At 56.2% G+C, this 25,579-nt stretch carries 20 protein-coding genes; 9 read left to right on the top strand and 11 right to left on the bottom strand.

Going from position 1 to position 25,579, the window contains the following annotated elements:
* Positions 1 to 6 precede the first annotated feature (6 nt).
* The 5 genes from ACFFT4_RS16945 to ACFFT4_RS16925 form a co-directional block, all read right to left on the bottom strand.
* On the bottom strand, positions 7 to 768 hold the full coding sequence (locus ACFFT4_RS16945; RefSeq protein WP_378049593.1) for a response regulator transcription factor: 762 nt from the start codon (positions 766 to 768) through the stop codon (positions 7 to 9).
* Complete coding sequence (locus ACFFT4_RS16940; RefSeq protein ID WP_378049591.1) at positions 743 to 2,503, bottom strand: sensor histidine kinase; 1,761 nt, start codon at positions 2,501 to 2,503, stop codon at positions 743 to 745. The genes ACFFT4_RS16945 and ACFFT4_RS16940 overlap by 26 nt, the downstream gene beginning before the upstream one ends.
* Before the next feature lie 156 nt (positions 2,504 to 2,659).
* A complete protein-coding gene (locus ACFFT4_RS16935) occupies positions 2,660 to 4,174 on the bottom strand; it encodes an ABC transporter substrate-binding protein (protein WP_378049589.1) in 1,515 nt (504 codons plus the stop codon).
* Between the two features lie 93 nt (positions 4,175 to 4,267).
* Positions 4,268 to 5,197 carry a carbohydrate ABC transporter permease gene (locus ACFFT4_RS16930; RefSeq protein ID WP_378049587.1) on the bottom strand — a complete coding sequence of 310 codons (930 nt, stop codon included), beginning with the start codon at positions 5,195 to 5,197 and terminating at the stop codon, positions 4,268 to 4,270.
* A gap of 15 nt (positions 5,198 to 5,212) precedes the next feature.
* A complete protein-coding gene (locus ACFFT4_RS16925; protein ID WP_378049585.1) occupies positions 5,213 to 6,157 on the bottom strand; it encodes an ABC transporter permease in 945 nt (314 codons plus the stop codon).
* 334 nt (positions 6,158 to 6,491) lie between these two features.
* Here ACFFT4_RS16925 and ACFFT4_RS16920 point away from each other — a divergent pair, with 334 nt between their 5' ends.
* The 6 genes from ACFFT4_RS16920 (at position 6,492) to ACFFT4_RS16895 (ending at position 15,018) form a co-directional block, all read left to right on the top strand.
* On the top strand, positions 6,492 to 7,520 hold the full coding sequence (locus ACFFT4_RS16920) for a LacI family DNA-binding transcriptional regulator (protein WP_378049584.1): 1,029 nt from the start codon (positions 6,492 to 6,494) through the stop codon (positions 7,518 to 7,520).
* Entirely contained in the window at positions 7,520 to 9,799 is a 2,280-nt protein-coding gene (locus tag ACFFT4_RS16915) for a helix-turn-helix domain-containing protein (protein WP_378049583.1), read from the top strand. Before ACFFT4_RS16920 ends, ACFFT4_RS16915 begins: the two co-directional genes overlap by 1 nt.
* A 174-nt stretch (positions 9,800 to 9,973) precedes the next feature.
* Positions 9,974 to 10,906: an ABC transporter permease gene (locus ACFFT4_RS16910; protein WP_378049581.1), complete on the top strand. Its 933-nt coding sequence runs from the start codon at positions 9,974 to 9,976 to the stop codon at positions 10,904 to 10,906.
* A 19-nt stretch (positions 10,907 to 10,925) separates the two neighbouring features.
* Complete coding sequence (locus ACFFT4_RS16905; RefSeq protein WP_378049579.1) at positions 10,926 to 11,822, top strand: carbohydrate ABC transporter permease; 897 nt, start codon at positions 10,926 to 10,928, stop codon at positions 11,820 to 11,822.
* Between the two features lie 22 nt (positions 11,823 to 11,844).
* Positions 11,845 to 13,497: an extracellular solute-binding protein gene (locus ACFFT4_RS16900; protein WP_378049577.1), complete on the top strand. Its 1,653-nt coding sequence runs from the start codon at positions 11,845 to 11,847 to the stop codon at positions 13,495 to 13,497.
* Positions 13,498 to 13,578: 81 nt separating this feature from the next.
* Positions 13,579 to 15,018, top strand: coding sequence for a sulfatase family protein (locus ACFFT4_RS16895; protein WP_378049576.1), 1,440 nt, complete (start codon positions 13,579 to 13,581; stop codon positions 15,016 to 15,018).
* A gap of 238 nt (positions 15,019 to 15,256) precedes the next feature.
* Here ACFFT4_RS16895 and ACFFT4_RS16890 read toward each other — a convergent pair whose 3' ends face one another.
* The 4 genes from ACFFT4_RS16890 to ACFFT4_RS16875 form a co-directional block, all read right to left on the bottom strand.
* The gene (locus tag ACFFT4_RS16890; protein WP_378049574.1) at positions 15,257 to 16,090 is read right to left on the bottom strand and encodes an amidohydrolase family protein; all 834 of its coding nucleotides are present in this window, start codon (positions 16,088 to 16,090) and stop codon (positions 15,257 to 15,259) included.
* 17 nt (positions 16,091 to 16,107) lie between these two features.
* The gene (locus ACFFT4_RS16885) at positions 16,108 to 17,205 is read right to left on the bottom strand and encodes a mandelate racemase/muconate lactonizing enzyme family protein (protein WP_378049572.1); all 1,098 of its coding nucleotides are present in this window, start codon (positions 17,203 to 17,205) and stop codon (positions 16,108 to 16,110) included.
* Between the two features lie 35 nt (positions 17,206 to 17,240).
* A complete protein-coding gene (locus tag ACFFT4_RS16880; RefSeq protein ID WP_378049570.1) occupies positions 17,241 to 18,002 on the bottom strand; it encodes an SDR family NAD(P)-dependent oxidoreductase in 762 nt (253 codons plus the stop codon).
* Between the two features lie 137 nt (positions 18,003 to 18,139).
* A complete protein-coding gene (locus tag ACFFT4_RS16875) occupies positions 18,140 to 18,802 on the bottom strand; it encodes a GntR family transcriptional regulator (protein WP_378049569.1) in 663 nt (220 codons plus the stop codon).
* A 392-nt stretch (positions 18,803 to 19,194) separates the two neighbouring features.
* Here ACFFT4_RS16875 and ACFFT4_RS16870 point away from each other — a divergent pair, with 392 nt between their 5' ends.
* Both ACFFT4_RS16870 and ACFFT4_RS16865 read left to right on the top strand, forming a co-directional pair.
* Complete coding sequence (locus ACFFT4_RS16870; protein ID WP_378049567.1) at positions 19,195 to 19,371, top strand: hypothetical protein; 177 nt, start codon at positions 19,195 to 19,197, stop codon at positions 19,369 to 19,371.
* Positions 19,371 to 19,685: a type II toxin-antitoxin system PemK/MazF family toxin gene (locus tag ACFFT4_RS16865; protein ID WP_378049565.1), complete on the top strand. Its 315-nt coding sequence runs from the start codon at positions 19,371 to 19,373 to the stop codon at positions 19,683 to 19,685. Before ACFFT4_RS16870 ends, ACFFT4_RS16865 begins: the two co-directional genes overlap by 1 nt.
* A 164-nt stretch (positions 19,686 to 19,849) precedes the next feature.
* Here ACFFT4_RS16865 and ACFFT4_RS16860 read toward each other — a convergent pair whose 3' ends face one another.
* Positions 19,850 to 21,214 carry a dicarboxylate/amino acid:cation symporter gene (locus ACFFT4_RS16860; protein WP_378049564.1) on the bottom strand — a complete coding sequence of 455 codons (1,365 nt, stop codon included), beginning with the start codon at positions 21,212 to 21,214 and terminating at the stop codon, positions 19,850 to 19,852.
* Positions 21,215 to 21,483: 269 nt separating this feature from the next.
* On the bottom strand, positions 21,484 to 23,667 hold the full coding sequence (gene katG / locus ACFFT4_RS16855) for a catalase/peroxidase HPI (RefSeq protein ID WP_378049563.1): 2,184 nt from the start codon (positions 23,665 to 23,667) through the stop codon (positions 21,484 to 21,486).
* A gap of 660 nt (positions 23,668 to 24,327) precedes the next feature.
* Here katG and ACFFT4_RS16850 point away from each other — a divergent pair.
* Entirely contained in the window at positions 24,328 to 25,575 is a 1,248-nt protein-coding gene (locus ACFFT4_RS16850) for a saccharopine dehydrogenase family protein (RefSeq protein ID WP_378049561.1), read from the top strand.
* The last annotated feature ends 4 nt before the right edge of the window (positions 25,576 to 25,579 follow it).

Below are 25,579 nucleotides of genomic sequence, written 5' to 3'. Positions count from 1 at the left end.
GCGGCGTTATTCCTTTCTCCGCAAGTCCGAAGGCGATTTGCCGAAATAAGCGTGGAAATGGGAATAAAAATAGTTCAGATTGGGATATCCGACGGAGAGCGCGATGGACACGATTTTCTCGTCCGTCGTCTGAATGCGTTCCCGGGCGCGAAGCATCCGATACGCCATCAAATATTCCGAAAACTTCCGGTGCGTCTCCTTGAGAAAAAGCTGCCCGAGATACGTCCCGTTCATCCGGAAACGTTCCGCGACCGATTTCAGACTCAGGTTCTGGGCATACTCCGCCTTGACGATCAGCAGGATGCGGTTGGTCAGCTTGGACAAGCTGTCGTAGCGCACGCCGAGCACCGGGTCCCTGTCCAGATCGTCGCGATCCGCGCCTTCCACCGTACCGTTCAGATCCTCCACGATAATTCTCTCGACCAGATGCTGCAGCTTCGCGCGATCGACGGGTTTGAGCAGGTAGTCCTTGGCCCCGCAGCGGATCGCCTCCAGCGCATATTGGAATTCGCCGTAGCCGCTCATGATAATATATTTCGAGGGAAGGCGCAGCTCGTTAAGCTTGTGGATGGCGTCGTAGCCGCGCTGCTTGCCGATGCACACGTCGAAGATGGCCAAGTCCGGAATCAGCTCCACCGCCTTCGAGATTGCGCCCTCGTACGTCTCGCTCGTCTCGATGCGGCCGAAGCCGTATTTTTCCCAATCCAGCGTTCGCTTCATGCCCTCCAGAATCTGCGGCTCGTCATCCACGATCAACAGCTTGTACATCCCCGATCGCCTCCTTGGATAGGATTACGGATATTTTAACGCCGGCTTCCTCGTTGTTGTCGATCATCATGGCAAAACCCGCTCCATAGAAAAAGTGAAGCCGGGTGTATACGTTGCGCAGGCCGATGCTGTTGACGGAGGCGTCGTCTCCTCTGGAAAGCTGCCTCCTGATTTCGGTCAGCCGTTCCTCGGGAATCCGGTTGCCGTTGTCCACGATCTCCAGCACGAAGCGGTTGGCCTCCTCCCAGCCGTTGACGATCAGCAGATTAAACTCGCTCTCCGGATCGAAGCCGTGAACGAAGAAATTTTCCGCCAGCGGCTGCATCCAGAACTTCACGGTGGGCAAGCTCAGCAGCGCCGTCTCCACGTTGAGCTGGTAATAGAACCGGCCCGGATACTTGAATTCCATAATCTTCAGATATTTCTGGAGCAGGGCCAGCTCGCTGTCGAGCGAGATGATATTGTCGTTCTTGACGATGTCGCGATATAGCGCGCCCAAGGTGGCAATCGCATCGGAGGTATAGTCCACGCTGTTGAACAGCGCGGAGGAACGGATGACCTCGAGCGTATTATATAAGAAATGGGGATTGATCTGAGCCTGAAGCGCTTTCATCTCGGTCTCCTGCTGCTTGAGCTTCAGAAGATAATTCGTTCGGATGTGCCGGTCGAGCTGATGGATCATGTCGTCCAGCTCCCGGGCGATCATTCCGTATTCGTTCCTCCGGTAACGGGCCGGGCTGATCGGCGTAAAATCCGCCGTTTTGGCGCGGCCGATGGACACGATAATCCGCCGCAGGAAGTTGGCGTCCTCGCGTAAATTGTATACGATCAGCAGCAGAACGCAAATCATCGCGGCCAGCACGATGAGAAATACGACGAGCAGCACGTCCGCTTGCTGCCGGATGAGCGAGCCCAGGTCCACGATGCTGACGAACCGATAGTCGAACTGGTTGGAGGTAAACGTGACGAAATAGGCCCGGTTGACGAAACCCGTCGTTAAATAGCCGTGCGCGCGCCCGTCCGCCGCGATCCGGCGAACCAGCTCTTCGGTGCTTCGGTCGCCGCCGGCGATCAGGAACACGTCTCCGGAGTCGCTGACGGCCGCCGCTTCGTCCAGGCGGGAATTCTGGGCCGTCTTGAAGATCCGTTCGCTGTTGACCAGAAATCGAAGCTCGCCCAGCTGACGGGAAATCTGGTTCGGGTCGGACAGCTTCTTGTGATAGACGAAGCCTTTGTGAATCGTCTCGCGAAACGTATCGTCCGTATTGGGCAGACGAAACAGGAAGCTCATATTGCCGTTGCTGTCGAAGCTCACGACATTGCCTTCTTGCTCGGTGTGCAGGCTGATCTGGGTCACGTCTCCCCGGCCTCCGTTGCCCAGGAAGGAGCGGATATCGTCGGGAAAGGAGACGAGCGACCGGTTGAACTGGCTGCCCTGCAGCCGGCTCGACAGATAGCCTTCCGCATCGTTGCCCAGGAAGCTGCGAATGTCGGATACCAGGTCGTTGTTGGAATACACCCGCTGCATAAAAGCCTCGATCCGGTCGGCATCGTACTGAAGGGCATTTTCAACCCGGGAGAATGCGCCGGCCGCATCGTTCCGGGAATTGCCGATCCATTGATCCAGCAGCACCGCGCAGGTAAGCGCCCCCAGCGCCAGGCCAATAAACACTACGAATACCGCATAGGCAACGAACTTGCCGCGATAGATCTTGATTCGCATAAAGGACAGCATGCGGCATCTCCTTTGCAGCTGGCTTAAGCAGGCTTGCGACGCGCCCTACCGCTCCACCATATACCGTCTTGATCGAGAAAAGCAATGCCGATTTGTGCCAGAAAACCCGAACGGCTGTCTCCGTTCGGGTTTTCCGGTATAGATGTCTGGCGGAGCTTAGCCGAAATACGCAGTGATCTGCTCTTGGGCAGCCTTCGTCAGCGCATCCATGCCGGCGGCCTTCAGCTCCGAGACGATTCTTGGTACCATCGTCTCGGGGTCGGAAGCGCCAGTCAGCAGCTCATAGCGATATTTGTCCCATACTGCTTTCGTATTGGCGACTTCGGTGCCCAGATCGCTGATGTCCAGCGCAAAGCCCAGGTTCGTGGAGGAGGTCGCTTGATCGTTCAGCTTGCGGACCTGATCCCACTGATCGACCGGAGCGCCCTTCGTAACGGCCAGGTTAAAGAACGTGCCTTGCGTGTAGGCGGCCAGCGGCCACGTATCCGACGTGCGCTCGATCACTTTCTCGCCGTCCACGTTGCTGTAGTCGGCGCCCAGCTCGCCGAAGGCCAGCATATTGCGCAGCTTCGGATCCGTATTGACCAGCTGCAAATACTTCAGCGCTTCGTTCTTGTATTTCGAGTTGGCCGAGATCGCGTTCAGAGAGCCCTGGATCGTGCTCGTCGTATAGATCGGGCCGAAGATCTGGAACATGTCGTATTTCTCGACGCCTTCATTGATCTGCCAGCTGGCTTCCGCTCCGGGGAACGCTTGCGCCGCGAAGAACGGGCGGCCTTTGTCCGCTTCGGTCTTGGTCGGCGCATCGGGATTGATGATGCCGTCCTTGTACCATTGGTGCAGCTGCTTGAGATCGTTCATCACTTCCGGCTGCTCCAGCACGGAGACGACTTGGCGGGAAGCGTCGTCGACTTTGACGCCGATCGGCGGCAGGCCGAGCGTCATGTCGTCGTAGCCGTTGAAGAATCCGTTAAACCCGTCGCCTTGGGTGAGCGGCAGCGGATAGAAGCTTTTGCCTTCGCCGGCCTTCATGTCGCGGAACGGCTTGTCGAGGTCCTGCAGCGTCTTGATGCCGGCCGTGTCGATGCCGTATTTCTGCACGTACTTGTCGTCGAACACCCAGTATTGGGTCAAGGACGAGTCTTTATACGTCGGCACGGAGTAGATTTTCCCGCCGATCTTTGTTCCGTCCCACACCTTCTGGGGAATGAAGTTGTAGAGGTCGGGCGTCTCGCTCTGCACCAGGTCGGTAAGATCGGCGAACGCGCCGATGTTCACTTGCTGGCTGTATTTGCTGTTGTTCGTAAACATGATGTCGAACGGCTCGCCGGTGTTCACGATCGTATTGATCTTCGTGTCCCAGTCGCCCCAGCTGGCTACCTTGATGTCGATCTTCACGCCGATCTTCTCGGCCGTGTATTCGTTCATCGCGGCGATCGCCTTGTCGAAGTTGGCGGGCACTTGGCCGCCGATCGTCCACCATACGAGCGTAGGCGCCTCGCCGGAACCGGCGGATGGGCTCGGTTCCGTTTGCGCGCTGGCGCTGGCAGGCGCGCTGCTGCCGCTGCTCGGCTCGGACTTGGAATTCGAATCTCCGCAGCCCGCAAGCACGGTTGTCAGCAGCGCCGCGGCGGCGCCGGCGGTCAGCCATTTCTTCTTCGTTCTGTTCATTCCCATTTCCTCCCTTTGCTCTCTGTTATCATTTCCGCCGTCCACAGTCGGCGGCGGATATCATAAACCGGACAAATGCCGGCTTATTTCGGGTTAACCTTTCACGGCGCCTATCGTCAGACCGGAAATAAAATATTTCTGGAAGAACGGGTAGGCGATCGCCACGGGAACGACGATGACGATGGCGACGGCCATCCGCGCGGATTCCTTGGGCATGGTCGCGACAAGCTCCGCGTAGCTGACCCCCATGCTGGAGGCATTCTTCGCCAGGGCGTCCACGTTGCTCATCAGACTGTTCAGCAAAGCCTGCAGCGAGTACAGGTTCTGGTTGTCGATGTACAGCATCGATTGGAACCAGTCGTTCCAATAGGCGAAGCAGAGAAACAGGCCGATGGTGGCCAGCACCGGAAGCGAGATCGGCAGGACGATCGAAAGATAAATGCGCAATTGTCCCGCTCCGTCGATCTCGGCGGATTCGATCAGCGCGTCCGGGATCGTGCTTCGGAAGAAGGTTTTGCAAATGATGACGTTAAAGGAGGAGACGGCCAGCGGCAGGATCAGCGCCCACACCGTATCCTTCAGCCCCAGCAAATTCGAGTTGATATAGTAGCTGGACACCAGGCCTCCGTTAAACACCATCGGAATGAATACGATCCAGGTCAGCAGCCCTTTAAGCTTGTAATTGGGCCGGGAGAGGACGTATCCCATCGAGGTCGTAAGCACCACGCCCAGTACGGTGCCCAAGGCGGTAACGAGCACCGAGACGCCAAGCGCCCGGGTGATCATCTGCCCTTGCCGGGCAATGTACTGGTAGGCTTCTCCGGAGAAAGCCGTCGGGAAAAAGTGGTAGCCGTCGTTGCGGATGGCCGCCTCGCCGGTCAGCGAGATGGACAGAACCACCAGGACGGGCACGAGACACAACAACGCCAATAGGATAAAGATGAGATGGAAGCCCCAATTCGTGGCGGTTCCGATTCGGTTGAACTTGTCGAGGCCCGACTCGTATCCCGTACTCGTTTTCATTTCCCGTTCCCTCCCCTACATCATGGCGCTGTCCGGATCCACGCGACGAACGATCCAGTTGGCCAACAGAATGGTCAGACAGCCCATCACGGATTGCACGAACGCGGAGGCGGAAGCCATCCCGACCGTAGCCGTCTTAAGCTGCTTGTACACGAGAACGTCGATGGTAGTCGCGACGTTGAACAGCGAGTTGGAATCCCGCGGCACCTGGAAGAACAGACCGAAATCCGTATAGAAGATGCGGCCTACGGCCAGAATGAACATCATCACGATAACCAGCTTCATGAGCGGCAGCGTGATGAACCGCGCTTGCTGCCACTTGGAAGCGCCGTCGATGACGGCCGCCTCGTAATACGTGCCGTCGATGCCGGTAATGGTTGCCAGGTAGACGACCATCCCGTAGCCCAAGCCCTTCCACACATTCATGAAAACGAGGAAGTAAGGCCAGTATTTCGGCTCCATATACCAGTTCACGGGGTCCATGCCCAGGCCGGCCAGGAATTGATTAACGATCCCCTTGTCGAAGCTGAGGAAGGACCACACAATGGCGGAAACGACGACCCAGGACAGAAAATACGGCAGAAACATCAGCGTCTGATAGATTTTGCCGGCTTTGCCGCTGTGCAGCTGACCGATCATCAGCGCCAGGATGACGGGAATCGCGATGCCCAGAATAATAAAGATCATATTGTAGCCCAGCGTATTGCGGATGACGACCCAGGCGTCGTTCGACTTGAACAGGAATTCGAAGTTTTTGAACCCGGTCCATTGGCTGTGGATGACGTTGCTCAGAAATCCCCCGTGAATCTTGAAATCCTTAAAGGCGATCACGAGACCGAACATCGGCAGAAAACAGAACAGGATATACCAGACGGTCGTCGGCAAGGCCAGAAGCGTCAACTCGGTATCCTGCGTGCGCCAGCGCGTCCTCAAGCGTCTGCGCTCACTCTTTGCGTTCATGCGTTAGCCCCCCTTGCATATGTTCGCGCTCTGCCTGTACGCGCTTTCAGCAGTTACGCAAACGCATACATTTCACATGCTGCTTCGTCTGATTGATGCCATTGTATAGAAAATGCACGGCCTCGTTCCAGACAACAAACCCAAGAACGTAGTCAACAAACGTTAGATTATTGAATTTTGCAGGGCTCTCTTTTTCCGCTAGGAAAGTGCCAAACTCAATGGTAAAATCAAAAAAAAGAGCTGAGTTTTAATGGTTTAACGTTAAATCAAGCAGCGGTTTCGATTAAGGAAGCGGTCGGGCAGCCGTTCATAGCTTACTAAATGGGGGGTCTCTATGGTCAAACTTAAAGATATTGCCGCACGGGCCGGCGTTTCAATGATGACAGTGACGCATGCCCTGCGCGGAACGGGCCGCATGTCGGCCGACACCCGCCGGTTGATCCGCGAAATCGCCGCCGAGCTTCATTACTTGCCGAATGAAGTGGCGCGCGGCCTGCGCAGAAAAGAGACGAAGACCATCGCCTTTATCGTGCGCCATCTAAGCAACCCGCATTTTGCCTTGATGGCGGAAGCGGTCGAGGAGGCCGCCTGGAAGGCAGGCTACCGCGTCTACCTGTGCCAGTCAGGCGACCGGCTGGAACGGGAGGCGGAATACGTCCGCACAGCCATTTCGTCCAAGGTCGACGGAATTGTGATGACACCGGCCCAGGAGGAGGATAATCGGCACCTGCATTTGCTGCGCCGGCAAGGCATCCCCTATATCACCATCGGCCATCGGCCCGATCCCGACTGTTTTCCCGGCGATCATGTCGCCACGGACAATAAGCTGAAGGCGGCCGAGCTCGCAGCCCATATGTTTCGGCAAGGGCACCGGCGTATCGTCGTTGCCGAAGACCGGAACAATTCCGTCGCCTCGCAGCGGACGGACGGTTTTGTGGAGGAGCTGCGGCGCATGGGCTGCTTTGAGGAACGCCTGCTCATTCGGGAAAAGAACGGACAAAGGCTGGTAGAGGAAATGCTGGCGCGAGGAAGGCCCTACCCGACGGCGATGCTGCTGACGAATCAATTCACTGCGATTGAGGCCATTGAAGAGCTGCGGCGCCGCGGCATGCAGGTTCCCGACCATTTGGCGCTCGCCTGCTTTGACAATTTTCCGCTGCTTGCCCGGGTTCATCCGCTGCTGACGGTGATCGCCCAGGATTCGGCCCGAATGGGCTCGCTAGCCGTGGAGCTGCTGCTGAAGCGCATTCGCGAGGGCATCCCCTCCGCCTTCGAGACGGTCGTCGTGCCCGCGCATTTGACGGTCCGCCAATCCTGCCGCTTTCCCGACCGGGAGCTGCAAGCAGACAAGGAGGAGCTTTAATGGTGGCGCTCGCGACGCTAAAACCGCATACAAGGATTTTGCTCGGCAACCTGCTGCCGTTTCTGGTTATTATGCTGCTGTCGTCCGTATTTGGCTATCTCATCTATCAGAAAACCTCCCTCGTACTGGAAACCGAGACCAAGCAATCGAATCAGGTGCTGCTCGGCCAAAGCATGAAAGCGGTCGACAGCCAATTGCGCTCATTGGACGGCTTTTTGCAAAAAATCGCCGAGCAGCCGGACATTCAAAATCTTAACCTGCTGAACGACCCGTTCCAAAGCGAAAATCTGTTGAAGGTGCTTGGGGCGAAGAAACAGCTGCAGGATTATTGGACGACGAATGACTATGTGCTCGATTTCTTTCTTTTTTTCCCCGATAACGGGCTCATTCTGAACAATAATTTCATCGGCACGATGTCCAAATTCCCCCGGATCTTCTCCTATCCCGAAGACGAGGCATTCCTGAGCCGGCTTTCGGACAACTACTATCTCCGTCAGCCGGTTCCGGCCTCGAAGGTGATTCTGGGGAACAGAGCCTACTCCGCGCTGGCCTACCTGCAATCGTTCGGCTTTAAGGATTACTCCAGCGGAACCGCGCTGGTCCTGCTGCGGGAGGACAAGATCCAGCAGCTCCTGCGCGGGCTCACGATCGGAAACGGCTGGGCGTACATCGCCGATGCCGATGGCCGGCTGCTGGCGACCCTGCGAGGAGACGGGACCGATTCCGCCGTCCATCCCCTGACGCTGCCCTCTTCCGACGGGGTACGGAAGGAGAAGATCGGCGAAGAGGAGATGATGGTCACTTACGTAACGTCTCCCTATAACGGCTGGATGTACGTCGCAGCCCAACCGAAGGCGATCGTGCTCAATAAAATCGTCTACATCAAAGAAGTCAGCATCACCATTCTGATTCTGTTCATGATCGCGGCGGCGCTGGTTGCGCTGCAGTTCGCCTACCGCAGCAGCAAGCCGGTTCACGGGCTGATAAATGCCGTGGCCAGGCACGCCCCGGAGTCGCTTCGCATGAAAGGCAATGTACTTAGGGTCGTTCAGCGAGTCGTCTCCGGTCTGATCGATACCCATCAGGAGATGGAGGTATGGATGAGACACCAGCTGCCGCTGCTGAGATCATCGTTTTTCGATCGGCTGCTGCGCGGGCACTTTGCCTCCGAAGCCGAGATCAAGACGCTCCTGACCGAGCTGAAGCTGGACTGGGGGGAAGGGGGCTTTCATCTGGCGGCGGTGCTGACGCTGTCCACGGAATACGAAGAGAGCGACCGCAGGGATGTCGGCAGGCTGAATGAAAAGAAAGCGATCGTGCGCGAGTACCTGCAGCGCGAATCGTTCTGCTGCGTTCACGACACGGACGACGCCCAGTTGGCGCTGCTGTTTCATTTCGACGAGAAGGACGAGCGCGCGCTCGCCGAATGGACGGATCGGCTGCTGCGCCGGGTGCAGCGGGAGCTGAAGGAGAAATTCGGCATTCGGACGCTCCTTGCCGCCGGAAGCTTCTGCCGGCAGCGCAAGGAGCTTGCCCGTTCCTTCCGGGAGGCGCAGCGGGCGGCGGTCACCGGCAGGGACAGCGTTGTCCTGTGGCATCAGGAGGCGCCCCTTCCGAACCATGTGTATTATTATCCCGACAATGCCGAGGCCAGGCTGTTCCATCTGGTCAAATCGAGCAACGAGGAAGAGCTGCGGCAGCTGCTCGACGAGTTGGACCGGGAAAACTTCGAGAGCCGCCAATTGCCCAGGTATTTACTGCAGGTGTTTGTGATGGATTTTGCCGGCAGCTTGATCAAGCTGTCGGAATCGGCTGAGTTGATCGGCCTGGAGGGGCTGGGCGCGGAGTTGGCCCGCGAGGAATGGAACGGCGATCCGAAGCGGCAATTCCGGGCGCTGCGCAGGCTGCTTCTTCGCAGCTGCCATCTGACCCGGGAGCGCAAGCAGCAGCGTCAACGGCAGGACTTCGAACAATACCTCCGTTGCGTCGACGAGCATTACACCGTTCCGCAGATGTCCCTGACGTATCTGGCGGAGCGCTTCAACGTGACCGAAACGTATATGTCGCGAAGATTCAAGGAGTACGCGGGAATCAATTTCTTCGACTATCTGGAGAGAAAACGTATCGAAAATTCCAAGCTCCTGCTGACGGGAAAAAACCTGACGGTCGGAGAGATCGCCGTATCCGTGGGTTATCACTCCGCCAATACGTTTGGCAGGGCATTCAAGCGCGTCACGGGCCTTACTCCCAATGCCTACCGAGAGCAAAACGGCGCTTGATACAAGGCCGCCCGTTGCATATATGCAATATTTGAAGCGCTTGCAATTCTTGCGTCCCCTCCCCCCGGCCAAGAATTGCAGGCCTTGTCAAAGCATCCTCTTTACCGCGTCCGCTCTTTCCCCCTATAGTAAGGCTCAGTCCCGGCCGGGCAAATAGACAAACGACAGAGGGGGATGAGCATCACGAGCTGGAACGTTTCCATCAGACGCACGCTGCGAGGCTGGCAGCTGTATACGCTTTTGCTGCTTCCTCTGGCGTACTTGATCGTATTTCGATATTTTCCGCTGTACGGCGCCCAGATCGCCTTCAAAAACTACAACCTGGTCAAGGGGATCTCGGGCAGCGAATGGGTCGGACTGAAATATTTCAGCCAGTTTTTCCATTCGTACGATTTTTGGCGCATCATGGGCAACACGCTGGGCCTCAGTCTGTACCATCTCCTGGTCAGTTTTCCGTTTCCGATCATTCTGGCGCTCAGTCTGAATTATGTGGCCAACGCCCGCTTTAAAAATTGGGTTCAAATGGTGACCTATGCGCCCCATTTCATCTCCGTCGTCGTCGTGGTCGGCATCATTATGCAGTTCCTTTCCCCGAAGACCGGTCCGATCGGCGCTCTGTTGGGTCTGCTGGGAGTGGACGCGCAGCTGCCCAATTTGATGGGAGATCCGTCGGCCTTCAAAAGCATTTATGTCTGGTCGGACGTGTGGCAGCATACGGGATTCTCCTGCATCATCTATCTGGCTGCCCTGTCAGGGGTCGATCCGGCCCTTCACGAAGCCGCTGTCATGGACGGAGCCAGCAAGCTGAAGCGGATGCGGCATATCGATGTGCCCGGGATACTGCCGATGGCGATGATTTTGCTGATTTTGGAGACGGGACGAATTTTCGATCTGGGCTTCGAAAAAGTGCTGCTGCTGCAGAATCCGCTGAACATGAGAACGTCGGAGATCATCGACACCTACGTGTACAACATGGGGCTGAAATCCATGATTCCGAACTTCTCCTATGCGTCCGCCATCGGTCTTTTCAAAAATGTACTCGCTTTCATTCTGATCATGACCGTCAACCGAATCTCGAAGAAAGCGGGGCAAGCAAGCCTGTGGTAGCAAGGGGGTGGGAAAAACGATGGAGATTGCCAAGATGAAAAACGCCAGGGGAGACCGCGCGTTCAGCTTCCTCGTTTACCTTTATTTGTCGGCGATTTTGATTGTCGTGCTGTATCCGGTCATGTTCATCCTCAGCTCGTCCTTCAGCGCGAAGGAGGCGGTAACGGCGGGCGAGGTGGTCCTGTTTCCGGTCGGGTTCAGTCTGGAGGGCTATCAAGCCGTATTCGACGAGCCCGAGTTTCTGAATGCGTTTCTGCGATCCGTCGGCTACACGGGCGTCGGTACCTTCATCAATGTGGTCATTACGATTCTGGCCGCATACCCGCTGGCGAGGAAGGATCTGAAGGGACGCGGGCCGATTATGCTGCTGTTCGCCTTCACGATGTTTTTTAGCGGCGGCTTGATTCCGACCTATCTGGTGGTCAAGGGGGCCGGCCTGCTCAATTCGCCTTGGGCGCTATGGCTGCCGGCGGCGCTGAGCATCTGGAACATGATCATCACCCGGACTTACTTTCAGAGCACGATTCCGCACGAGCTGCTGGAGGCGGCGCAGATGGACGGCTGCAGCGACTATTATTTCCTGTGGAAAATCGTGCTCCCGCTCTCGGCGCCGATTATTGCCGTCATCTCGCTGTTTTACGCCGTCGAGCACTGGAATCAATATTTCAATGCGATGCTGTACTTGAGCAAACCGAATCTATATCCGCTGCAGTTGGTGCTGAGAGACATTCTGGTGCGAAGTCAGCTGACCACGGATTTTATGGGTGAGACGGCGGATTCGGCGAAAATGCTCGGTCTTGCGGAGCTGCTCAAGTATTGTCTGATCGTCGTATCGACCCTGCCGATGATGATTATCTATCCGTTCGTGCAGCGTTTCTTCGTTAAGGGCGTTATGATCGGCGCTCTGAAAGGCTAACTTCTTCCATGGGGGTAATAAGATGAGAAAAACGTTCACTCTTGCGCTTGCGGTCGCCTTGGCGGCCCTGCTCGGGGCTTGTTCGAACGGAGGCCCGGAGGCGTCTCCGACGAGTACCAACAGCGACCTCGCCGGGATTGTCGAACCAGCCGATTCGGCGGGTACGTTCCCGCTGTCGAAGGAAAGGGCGACGCTTAAGGTGCTGGCCGTGCAAGTTCCGTATGTTCAGGATTACGAAACGAACGATTTCACGAAATATTTCGAGGAGCTGACCAACGTTCACGTGGACTGGAGCTTCGCTCCGCCGCAGGAGGCCCAGGAGAAACTGAATCTGGCGCTGACCAGCGGGGATCTGCCGGATGTGATCGTCGGCTTCGGCGTCAGCACGTCCCAGCAGATGGTGTATGGCCAGCAAGGCATTTTCCTGAAGCTGAACGATTTGATTGATACGTACGGCGTGGAAACGAAGAGGCTGTTTGAAAAATATCCCGAGGTCAGGCAGGCCATCACGGCGCCGGACGGCAGTATATACTCGCTCAGCGGCATCGATCGCAACCCGCATACGCTGGCGCCGCAGAAAATGTGGATTTACGAGCCCTGGCTGAAGAAGCTGAATCTGGAGATGCCGACGACGACCGACGAATTCGAAAACGTGTTGAAAGCGTTTAAGACGATGGATCCGAACGGCAACAGCAAAAACGACGAAATTCCGATGTCGGGCGGGGTGCAGGACATGATGACGAATGTCGACAGCTTCCTGATGAACTCCTTTGTGCTGAACAAGCTGACCTCCAACAAGCTTCTACTCGACGAGAACGGCAAGATTGACGCCAGCTTCATCGCAGACGGCTACAAGGAAGGACTGGCTTACCTTCACAGACTGTACGCGGAAGGGTTGATCGACAGCGAAGCGTTCACCCAGAACAACAGCCAGCTCGTCGCGCAGGTCGAGAACGGAGAGCCGACGGTCGGCGTCGTCTCCTCTCAAGCGTTGGCGCAGTTCACCGATGCGAGCAAGGACCGCTGGAAGGACTTCGTCGCGGTCCCGCCTCTGAAGGGACCGTCGGGGCTGCAGCAGACGCCGTATCATTATTACAACAATGCCGGGGGAAATTTCCTGATTACAAGCAGCGCCAAAGATCCCGAGCTGGCTTTCCGCTGGGGCGACGCCCTGTTCAACGACGAGATCTCGCGGAGAGCGAATATCGGTTCGGAAGGCGTCGGCTGGAAGAAGCCGGAGGAAGGCGCGGTCGGCTTGAACGGCGGCCCGGCCACCTGGGTTCGTCTGATCGGCTTCGGCACGCTGCAGAACAACTCCTGGATGCAATCGGTGCCGTATCACTTCTCCAAGGAAATGTTCGAAGGACTGGCCGCGGATGAAATATCGGTGCCTCGCAAGCTTTATGAAGCGACTGTGAACTACTATGAGCCCTATAAAAGCTCCAAGGAGCAGGAGGTTCCCCCAATCTTCTTCAACGAGGCCCAGGCGGCGGAACTGACCATGCTTCAGAAGACGATTATGGACTATGTGAAGGAGAGCATGACCCGCTTTATCTTCGGCAACCTGTCGCTGGACAAGGACTGGGATACCTACATCTCGACGCTGGACGGCATGAATTTGAAGCGGTATTTGGAGATCTACAACGAAGCGTATACCGCCCAGTACAAGAAGTAATAACGTCAGTCAGGCGGCTTCCTGCGAGGATTGCGCCGGAAGCCGCCGACTTGCCCAATAGGATCGGAGGCATGAGAGCGAATGAAACCGAATATTTTATGGATTTGCACCGACCAGCAGCGGCAGGATACGCTGGGCGTCTACGGAAACGAATGGGTGAATACGCCGCATATCGACCGCCTGGCCTCAGAAGGCGTACTGTTCGAGCAAGCCTTCTGCCAAAGCCCGGTGTGTACGCCGAGCCGAGCCAGCTTTCTGACCGGACGTTATCCGAGAACGACAAGATGCCGGGCTAACGGCCAGGATATACCGGCCGACGAAAAGCTGATTTCGCGTCTGCTCTCCGACGAAGGCTATATTTGCGGCCTTGCCGGCAAGCTGCATTTGTCCGCCTGCCATCCCTCCGTCAACAAGGGAACGGAACGGCGGATCGACGACGGCTTCGATCAGTTTTTCTGGTCGCATCACCCGAATGGCGATTGGCCGACGAACGAATATACGCAGTGGCTGAACGCAAAGGGCAAAATGTACTCGCCGCAGTCGGTCGAGGGGTCCCGGCATGTGAGCTATGGTTCGGACGCCGAAGATCATCAGACGACCTGGTGCGCGGAGAAAGCCGTGCAGTTTATCGAAACGAATGCGGGCTATGAGCAGCCGTGGTTTTTTCTTGCTAACTTGTTCGATCCCCATCATCCGTTCGATCCGCCGAGAAAATATCTGGAAAGATATTTGGAGAGGTTGGATGAGATTCCGCTGCCGAACTATCTGGAAGGAGAACTCGATAATAAGCCGATCTATCAGCGCATCGATCGGGAAGGCGCGTACAGCATGAAAGGACATTTGGCCGCTTCGGACATGGACGAGCGCGATCATCGGCTGATTCGCGCCGCTTACTGGGCGATGTGCGATCTGATCGACGACCAGGTGGGGCGCATGCTCGATTCGCTCGAACGCAGCGGTCAACTGGACAATACGATCGTCATCTTCATGTCCGATCACGGCGAGCTGCTCGGCGATCACGGGATGTATCTGAAGGGACCGCATTTCTACGATTGCAGTATACGCGTGCCGCTGATTGTCCGTGGGCCGGGGATCAAGGGCGGCCGCCGTCTCTCTTCTCTGGTCGAGCTGGCCGATTTGGCGCCAACGCTGCTGGAAGCGTCTAAATCGCCGATCTATGGGGGGATGCAGGGCAAGTCCCTATGGCCGCTGCTAAGCGGACAAAAAGCGGAAACGTCCAAGCATCGCGAGGATGTGTACTGCGAGTCTTACGATGCCAACTTCCCGCACGATCATCGTCGGGCTTGGGCGACTATGGTACGAACAGAGCGGCATAAGCTGGTACTCTATCATACCGATAATTTCGGAGAATTGTACGATCTGCAAGCGGATCCCGGCGAGAATCGCAACGTCTGGGAAGACGGCGCATACGCCGCGGTAAAGCTCGAGCTGATGCAGAGTCTCTGCAACCGCATGGCGATGACCGTCGACCCGCTGCCTCCGCGCAAGGCGCCATGGTAAGGAACGCAGCCGGAAGGGTCTGCTTGCGGCACGGCTTGGGCTTCATTCGCTCCCGCTAACCGCTGGAGATTCGTCAACGGTGTAAAGAGAACGTAAAGAGAAGCTGTCGCCTAAGCTCCTTAAGCTGCCTTGAAAGATAATCGATAAACAAGAGGTATGGATCTCCCAGCTTTGTCTTTCGATTCTCTCAAGCAGCTCTGCTTAGGGGACAGCCTCTTCGTGCCGAGCCGATTTTATCTTAAACTTCGAGCTTATAAAACCTGGCCGCGTTGCGGCCGAAAATGTTGTCGCGATCCGCTTCCGGGAAGCCTGCCAAATAACGTTCCACGATATCCACCACCTGCGCGTAGGACGCTGCGAGCAAGCACACGGGCCAGTCGCTGCCGTAGATTAACCGCTTCGTACCGAAAACCCGCACCGCGTGCTCCACATACTCCGTCAGGTCGTCCGGCTTCCAGCTCGCATGATCCGCCTCCGTCACCATCCCCGACAATTTGCAGTACATATTCGGATTTCCCGCAATCTTTTCCAGCCCCACGCGCCAGGAATCTATCGACCTCGCGGCGATATTCGGCTTGCCAATATGATCGACGACTCCCCGCAAACGGGGAACGGCTTCGGCCAGCCTGGCGACGCAAGGGAGCTGGTGCTCCCTGACCAGCAAGTCTACCGGACAATCGCGATCCGCAAGCCAGCGGAGCCGGCTCGTGACGTCCGGGCGAAGAAGCCATTCGGCGTCCTCCATATCCTGTAGCATGATGCGAACGCCGACGAACTTGGCATGCTTTCGATAAGCCTCGAACTGCGCCTCGAAACGGACGCTCTCTAAATCCAGCCATCCGACCACGCCGGCGATGGATTCGTGCTTCTCGGCCAGTCCCAGCAGAAATTCGGTTTCCGCCGTTGTGGGAGCCGCTTGCACCGCAATCGTCTTGTCGATCCCCCGCTCCCGAATGATCGGCTCCAGATCGTCCGGCATGAAGTCCCGGTACAGCGCGCCGAGCTCCGGCGTCAACCAGTCGTAATCCCCGCGCGACAGCTGCCAATAATGCTGATGCGCATCGATTCTCAAGGATCGCTCCCGCCTCTCTATCGTACTCGATATTTTTGGAACTGCTCGGGAATGATTTCCGTCGAAGCGCCCGGCATTTCCGGCAGCGCGTAATACCCGTTCCTGACGGTGGCCGGCTCCACGAAAATATGCCGAATCCAGGGGATATACTCCAGCATGGTCGCGTTCTGCGTAGCGGCGACGAGATGCTGGTGGATCTGCCCCATATCTCCGACGTGCGGACAGATCTGCACGTCGTAGGCCGCGGCCAGCCCCGCGACTTGCAGCCATTCCGTGATTCCGCCGACGCGGGTTACGTCCACCTGGCAGTATTCGACCGCCCCGTAGTGGATATAGTCCCGGAACGCGTACTTGTGGTAGACGTGCTCGCCGAGCGCGATCGGAACGTTCAGCTCGTCGGCCAGCTTTTTGTGCCCGAGGATATCGTCCGGATTAAGCGGCTCCTCCAGCCAGAACAGGTCGAATTCCTCCAGCTTTTTGCCCCAGGTCATGGCCGTGTTGAGGCTCCATTGCTGGTTGACGTCGATCATGAAGATCACGTCGTCGCCGATCTCTTGGCGGACCGCTTTGCACCGATCGTAATCCTCCCGCGGGTCCGGCTTGCCGACCTTGATCTTGACGCCGGTGAAGCCCTGCTCCACGATGGCCGCGACGTCCTGGAGCAATCGCTCCTTGCTCCAGTTCAACCAGCCGCCGTTGGTGTTGTACGCCTTGATGCCTTGCGACTTCGCCCCGCCGAGATATTGCCAGAGCGGCTTGTTCGAAGCCTTCGCCATAATGTCCCACAGCGCGATGTCGACGGCGGCCAGCGCCATATGCGTGATGCCCGCCCGGCCGATCCAGTGCATTTTGCCGTAGCGCATCTCGTCCCACAGCGCTCTGACCATGAACGGGTCTTTGCCGATCAGGAGCGGCACGTAATACTTCTCGATCGTGTCGACGATCATGTCGTCGCCTTCCGCGCACGTGCCCGTGTAGCCGTAGCCTACGTATCCTTCGTCGGTATAGATCCGGATGCCCGCGAGCCCCCAGTGGGTCGCCGCGTTAATGGCGTCGGTAATCGGAGGCGTAATCGGGACGTGCAGGACAAACGTTTCCGCTTTCGTAATCCTCATTGGTTCCAGCTCCTCATGTCGTTAGTCGTTGCCAATCAATAGCCGAGCGAAGCTCCTCCGTCCACGGGAAACGCAACGCCCGTAATAAAGCCGGCGGCGGGTCCGGCCAGAAACAGCGCGGCTTGCGCGACCTCCTCGGCGGTCGCCGGCCTTCCCAACGCGTGCATATCGTTTAATTCCTGCACGATCGCCTCCGGGTCGTCCTGCCGGCGTATCCATTGCTGCAGCAGCGGCGTGCTGACGCCGGCCGGGCAAATGCAGTTGACGCGCACGCCGTAAGGCGCGTAATCCAGCGCCAGCGACTTCGTCAAGGCGGCGATCCCGCCCTTGGTGGCCGCGTAGACGGGATTCATCCGCTGTCCGACCAGGCCGTTCAGGGACGACATGTTGACGATGGAGCCCCGCGTTTTTTTCAGCTCCGCAATCGAATGCTTGATCGTTAGGAAGACGCTTTTCAGATTCACGTTAAAAATCCGGTCCCACTCTTCCTCCCGGAACTCCTCCAAGTATTTGGGCATAATGGCCGCCGCGTTGTTCACCACAATATCGATTTGCCCAAACCGCTGCAGCGTTCCTCGCACAAGCTCCTCGACTTCCGCCTCCTTGGAGACGTCCGTATGTAGAACTGCAGCGTCGGCTCCCGCGTTCCGCAATTGTTCCGCGAGGCGATCGGCGTCCTCTCCGTTCCAATCGGCGATCACCACCTTTGCCCCGCTCGACGCGAACAGACGCACGATCGCCTCTCCTATTCCCGACGCTCCCCCGGTTACGATCGCAGTTTTCCCGGCAATGCTCACTGGCGACACCTCCGCTTTAATAATGTATCATGTATGATTTAATGCAAAAAAAAGGGCGATAAAACCTGGCTCCGCCGTCCTTGAAGGGCGGCGGGATAACGATCAAATCATCTCGGGTGATTCGGATAGAAAGCCACTCAGAGAAACTTTCTTGTCCGGGCATGCGAGTTCCTCAAATGGGCTTCCAGCGCCTGTCCGGCCGCCTCCGCATCCTGCATGGCCAGACTTTGCACGATCCGCATGTGCTCTTCCCACTCCAGCTGGACGATGGCCTGCTCCAGGTCGGTGCGGGACAAGCTCAAGTATCTCTGGACTTTCTCGATATAGGATCGGATCAAGCCTCGCAGCAGACTGTTCCCGCAATATTCCAAAATCAGCCCGTGGAGTCTCTCGTTCATCTTGGCTACAAACCGGATTCTCTCCCCGTTGTCCGCCAGCCCTGCGTCCGCCCACTTCCGCATATCCGACTGCAGCTTCTCGACTTTCTTGACCGGAATATGGGGCGCGGCTTTGCGGATCGCCAAGCCTTCCAGCTCGGCGCGAATCTCGAACATCTCATCCAAATCCTGCAGCGACAGCTTGGTCACGAACATTCCCTTGAACGGAATCGTGTCGACCAAACCCTCTGCCGCCAGTCTCGCCAAAGACTCGCGAATCGGAATATTGCTCACCTGCAAGTCGCGTCCCAATTGATCGATGTTGATTTTTTCTCCCGGGGCAATCTCATGATTGATAATTTTCTCTTTGACGAGCGCATAAATCTCGTCAACCAGCATGTGGCGGCTTAAGCCCTTCTTCATCCGTCAACTTCCTCGAAGCGATTTAATGTATCGTACACGATTTATTATAGTCATGGGCCAGGGTGGTTGCAAGAGGGATTGACGGTTCAGCTAATGCGCAACGGTGATTTCAACTTCCGGAGACGTTTTTGAAGTCAATCACAAGAACAAGAAAACCGAGAGCAAAAGAAGCTCGAAACCTCCGCCGTTTTAAATCAAAAAATGATCCATTTCAGAATTGTATTTTCGCTCCAATATGTACAATTGGAAATATATGTGGCATAATGTAAACACATGTTAGGTTTATCTATCTCTATCTATCATTTATGCATTACTTCTGTGATGAGATTGATAGCATATGATTTATTTTTAAATCATATTTTAATCCAAGACTGATTCTTGGAGGCGGTATGATGGAAAAAAAACATAAAAAAGAGGCGAAAGATATGGCAACGGTTCCAGAGAAACTTAAGGAAGCTAATGCACAAGTTGATCTTAGAATTGATGACATATGGGAACAGGCTGAAAATAATCTCAAACGTCTTGAAGAAGAGTTCCGTCATCGTAAAGGAGAGAGCAATAATAAATAATGTACCATAATCGTGGCGATATTTATTTTGTTCTCTATCCTTTTGATGACATGGAAGAGGAAAAAGGCAGGCCAGGGATTATTTTGCATACTAGAGAAGACAGGTCAATCGTCATCAAAGTAACATCACATGATGAAAGACAATACGATAACAAAGACATTATTATCGAACACTGGAGAGAAGCCGGTTTGAAGGAACCCTCGGTTGCTCGATGTTCGCAGTTTGTTCCTCTTCATCACGACAAAATTCTGAGTTATCTAGGAAAGTTGCATGATGAGGATTTACTGAATGTACTTGAAAAATTTTATAAGTAGATCCCACCACTTTCAAATAAAACGAGAGTGGTTTTTTGTCGTTTTAAGCATTGAACGCGTTTTTGTCGGAGACGATTCAGGATAAGGATAAAAAAATTGGACAGCCAATCCCGCGCTGCAGGCAGGAATGGCTGTCCGATTTAGGCAGCTTTAGCTGCTGCGGCTTAAGCCGGGTTCAGCTCGAGCTGTTCGTCGTCGTCGCGGTTAAAGGCTTCGCGGTCGAATTCGCCTTCGGATTTGGCAACCAGCACCGAGGTGACGGTCGTTCCCGTGGCGTTCACCGCGGTCCGGCCCATATCGATCAGCGATTCCACGCCGGCAACAATGGCCATGCCTTCGATCGGCAGATTCAGCGCGGTCAGCACCACGGTCGTCGAGATGGTCGCCGGACCGGGCACGCCTGCCACGCCTACGGAAGAAATAATGCTGACGAGCACGAGAATCACGTAGTCGGTCACGCTCAGGTTAATGTTGAACACTTCGGCCGTGAACACGGCGACGATGGCTGGCCAGACGCCTCCGCATCCGTTGAAGTTCATCGAGGAACCAAGCGGCGCGACGAAGCTGGCGATTCGCGGCGAAACATGGAGGCGCTTCGTGATGACCTCCAGATTGATCGGCAGCGTCGCGTAGCTGCTCCGGGTCGTAAAGGCGACGGCCAGCATCGGATAGACCTTGCGGAAAAACCGCAGCGGATTCACCTTCGCCACCAGCAGCAGCAGCCCGCCGAAAATCAGCACGGCATGCACGATAAGCGCTACGTAGGAGGTGACGATGACGCTTCCGAGCTCCTGCAGCGTCTCCCAGCCGTAACGTGCGGTCATGGCCCCGATCAGTCCGTATACGCCGTAAGGGGTAAGACGGATGACAAATTTGACGACCTCGTGCATGACCTGCGTCGCGGACTGAATAAACGTGCGGATTGGCTGTACCGCTTCCGCGTTCTTGGAGGAGACCTTCAGGATCGCAACCGCCACGAAGATCGCGAAGATCAGCACAGGCACCACCTTGCCGTCCGCCGCGTCGCTGACCGGGTTGGACGGCACGAGGGAGAGAATAACCTGCGAGAACGTCGGCACTTCCCGCGCCGCGAATCCTTCCGGAGTCTCCTGCTGGATCCCCGAGCCGGGGTTGAAGAGCAGAGCGACGATCAAGCCGATAATCGACGCAACCCCCGTCGTGCCGAGGAACCAGGCTATCGTCTTGACGCCAATCGTGCGAAGCTGATTGATGCCGGTCAAGGAGGCGATGCTATTGAGCACCAACACGAAAACCAGCGGAATGACCAGCATCCGAATCAGGTTGACATAGATGGTCCCGAACGTGGCCACGCTCTGAAACTCGAACTTGAAGGACTGAAAAATAATGCCCGCCACGACGCCGAGGCCCATCCCCACGAGCACTCTTGTGCCGAATCCGACCCTTTTGCGGGCCAAATAGTACAAAACGATAAATACAGCGATAGAAACAATAAAGCTGAACCAGTTTGTTTCGATGGCCGAAAGCAAATTGTTTTCCACTTTATCCATTTCGTTCCCCTTCCTTATTCCCTAAGTATTCGACTAAGATTACTGCCCTAACAATAGTCCCATTGTCATAAAATTGTCAATATTTTTTTGTGACACGTTCATAATACCCAAAAGCGCCGACCGTTACGCCGCCGACGACCCGTTCGCGCCGGGTCCGCCTCGATAACTGCGAAAAAAAGAGCAGTATTCGGTTGCCCAATACTGCTCTTCGCTTCATCTGATAAAAATTCTCTATTCAAGCGATCCGACCGGTCCGGCGAATCTGCAGATCATGACCTCAAGTCGAAACGGTCCGCGTTCATGACCTTGACCCAGGCGGCAACGAAGTCGCGCACAAACTTCTCGCGGCTGTCGTCCTGGGCGTAAACCTCGGCGATGGCGCGCAGAACGGAATTCGAGCCGAACACGAGATCCACGAGGGTCGCCGTCCGCACAACCTCGCCCGTCTTGCGGTCGCGTCCTTCGTATACGCCTCCGTCCGCGGGCTTCCACTGTACGCCCATGTCGAGCAGGTTAACGAAGAAGTCGTTCGTGAGCGTGCCCGCGCGATCGGTGAATACGCCGTGCCGGGTGCCGCCGAAGTTCGTGCCCAGAACGCGCATCCCGCCGACAAGCGCCGTCATCTCCGGCGCGGTAAGGTTAAGCAGCTGCGCCCTGTCGATCAGAAGCTCCGCCGGACTTACGCCGTACTGCTTCTTCTGATAGTTGCGGAAGCCGTCCGCGACCGGCTCCATCATCGCAAAGCTCTCCACGTCGGTCTGCTCTTGCGTCGCGTCGCCGCGTCCCGCCGTGAAAGGAACGCTCACCTCGAAGCCCGCATCCCGCGCCGCTTGCTCCACCGCGGCGCTGCCGCCCAGGACGATCAGATCGGCCAGGCTGATCTTCTTGTCCAGATCGTCCCGGATAGCCTCCAGGATGGCGATCGCCTTCGCCAGCTGCTTGGGTTGATTGACTTCCCAATCCTTCTGGGGAACCAGACGGATTCGCGCGCCGTTCGCGCCTCCGCGCATATCGGAGCCGCGGTACGTGCTGGCCGAAGCCCAAGCCGTCGTCACCAGCTCGCCGACCGTAAGTCCGGAGTCCAAAATTCTCGTTTTCAGATCCTCGATTTCCGCGTCCGTCAATCGATAGTCCGCAGCCGGTATCGGGTCCTGCCAGATCAAAACCTCGTCGGGAACCTCAGGACCCAAATATCTGGCGCGAGGCCCCATATCGCGGTGCGTAAGCTTAAACCACGCGCGGGCGAATACGTCCGCGAACTCGTCCGGATTCTCGTAGAAGCGGCGCGAAATCTTCTCGTATGCCGGATCGGCGCGCAGCGCCATATCCGCGGTCGTCATCATCGTCGACACGCGAACGGACGAATCTTCGGCGTCCGGAGCAAGATGCGCCGCGTCAGGATTCACGGGAGCCCACTGATGCGCTCCGGCCGGGCTCTTCGTAAGCTGCCACTCGTAGCCGAACAGCATCTCGAAAAATCCGTTGTCCCACTGCGTCGGATTCGGAGTCCAGGCGCCTTCGATGCCGCTGGTGATGGCGTCCCGGCCTTTGCCGGAGCCGTGCGCGCTGATCCAGCCCAAGCCTTGCGCCTCGGCGGCGGCCCCTTCCGGCTCCGCTCCGACAAGCGCGGCGTCTCCCGCCCCGTGCGCCTTGCCGAACGTATGTCCGCCGGCTACGAGCGCTACCGTCTCCTCGTCGTTCATTCCCATCCGCTTAAACGTCTCGCGAATGTCGCGCGCGCTGGCCAGCGGGTCCGGAGTGCCGTTCGGGCCTTCCGGATTGACGTAGATCAACCCCATCTGCACGGCGGCAAGCGGATTTTCAAGCTCGCGGTCGCCGGTGTAGCGCTTATCTCCCAGCCATTCCGTCTCGGCGCCCCAGTAGATATCTTCTTCCGGATGCCAGACGTCCTCGCGGCCGCCGCCGAAACCGAACGTCTTGCCGCCCATCGATTCGATCGCGACATTGCCCGTAAGAACGAGCAGATCGGCCCATGAAATCTTGTTGCCGTATTTCTGCTTGATCGGCCACAGCAGCCGGCGGGCTTTGTCGAGATTGCCGTTGTCGGGCCAGCTGTTCAGAGGAGCGAACCGCTGCGAGCCGGAGCCGGCTCCGCCGCGCCCGTCGCCCGTCCGGTACGTGCCCGCGGAGTGCCAGGCCATCCGTATGAACAGCGGACCGTAATGTCCGTAGTCCGCCGGCCACCAGTCCTGGCTGTTCGTCATCAGCTCGCGAAGATCCTGCTTCAGCGCCTGATAATCCAGCTTGCCGAATTCCTCGGCGTAATTAAAGCCTTCATCCATAGGGTTGGACTTGCGGTCATGCTGGTGAAGGATGTTCAAGTTCAATTGATTCGGCCACCAGGTTCTGTTCGTCGTACCGCCGGAGCTGTGGCTTGTCGCGCCTCCGTGATGCACGGGACACTTTCCCGCGCCTGCACTTACCGTATCCATTCCGGTCACCCCTGTAAATAGAATTAATTTCAGATGATAATCATTCTAATTTAGTTATAAAGCTACTCCTCTCAGAATGCAATCCTTTATTTATGGAAGACCGTTCGATGAAATGCTTCACCCGCACTCCGCAATATACCCTCGCTTGAATTTATGATTGATTATTGTCGGGTATACTGATATGATAAACCTCGTAGATTAGGAAGCTATTAATTTTCAAAAACTGAGATTCACTGTCAGCAGATAATTTTTGACCACTTCCGACAAGAAGTTGAGGCCAACGGACAGCCGGGTCAAATGCCGATTGGCAACATACGTTGCCTTATTGATTGAGTTAAAAGCTCAAATTTTATGAGTTGGTTACTTTACAACCAGTGCATATCCGCACACAACTTGTGAAACGGTCAATAAGAGTGGCATAGTGATTATTTGCTATTTGGACTCTGAATCAACCGGGTATATTTTGAATATTAAGAAGCTCCTACTGAAATGTCATTCACATGGCAAGTAGAGGAGTATGCCGTCAGCGTGTGCTGCGAGCGTGCTTTTTGCTTTTTAATCAGGATAAATATATTGAAGCAAGCGATGTGCGCGATCGAAGCGTCTTCGGCTTGCTTTTTCTTATTGCTCGCATTTTATAAACGTTGGGAGAAATGAAAAATGGGTAAAGCGCTAATTATCGGTTGCGGCGGGGTCGCCTCCGTCACGATCCACAAATGTGTTCAAAATAGCGAAGTATTCGAGGAAATCTGCATCGCAAGCCGCACCAAGTCCAAATGCGACGCGTTAAAAGCCAAGCTGGACGGCGGCAAAACGAAAATCACGACGGCGCAAGTCGACGCCGACAACGTGGACGAGCTCATCGCCCTGATCGAGCGGGTCAAACCGGACATCGTCATTAATCTGGCGCTGCCGTATCAGGACTTGACGATCATGGATGCCTGCCTGGCCACCAAAACGCATTATATGGACACGGCGAACTACGAGCCGGAGGATACGGCGAAGTTCGAGTACAGCTGGCAGTGGGAATATCGCGAGCGCTTCGAGAAGGCCGGCATTACCGCGCTGCTCGGCAGCGGCTTCGACCCCGGCGTCACAGGCGTATTTTCCGCGTATGCGTTAAAGCATCACTTCGACGAAATCGAGTATATTGACATTCTCGACTGCAACGCCGGCGACCACGGCTATCCGTTCGCCACGAACTTTAATCCGGAGATCAACATCCGTGAAGTGACCGCCAACGGCCGCTTCTTCCAGAACGGAGAATGGGTCGAGACGAAGCCGATGGAGATCAAGCGGGTATACGACTTCCCGGAAGTCGGCCAGAAGGATATGTACCTGCTGTACCATGAGGAGCTGGAGTCCCTGGCCGTCAACATCCCGGGCGTCAAACGCATCCGCTTCTTCATGACCTTCGGCCAGAGCTACCTGACTCACCTGAAATGTCTGGAAAACGTGGGCATGACCTCGATCGAGCCGATCGAGTTCGAAGGCAAGCAGATCATCCCGCTGCAATTCCTGAAAGCCGTGCTGCCGGATCCCGCTTCCCTGGGACCTCGCACGAAGGGCAAGACGAACATCGGCTGCATCTTCAAGGGCAAGAAGGACGGAAAAGACAAAACCTATTACGTCTATAACGTGTGCGTGCACGAGGAATGCTATGAGGAAGTGGGCTCCCAGGCCGTGTCGTACACGACCGGCGTTCCTGCCATGATCGGCGCCATGATGATTCTGACGGGCAAGTGGAACAAGCCGGGCGTATACAATATCGAAGAGTTCGATCCGGACCCGTTCATGGAAGCTTTGAACAAGTGGGGACTGCCTTGGCAGGAAGATCATAACCCGCTGCTGGTCGATGCCGATCGAATCCCGGAGACGGAAAAAGAACTCGTAGCGGAGCATGCCTAATTCG

This window comes from Cohnella cellulosilytica (assembly GCF_042431195.1).
Classification (GTDB): Bacteria; Bacillota; Bacilli; order Paenibacillales; family Paenibacillaceae; genus Cohnella; species Cohnella cellulosilytica.
This window is presented reverse-complemented; position numbering and strand designations above follow the sequence as displayed.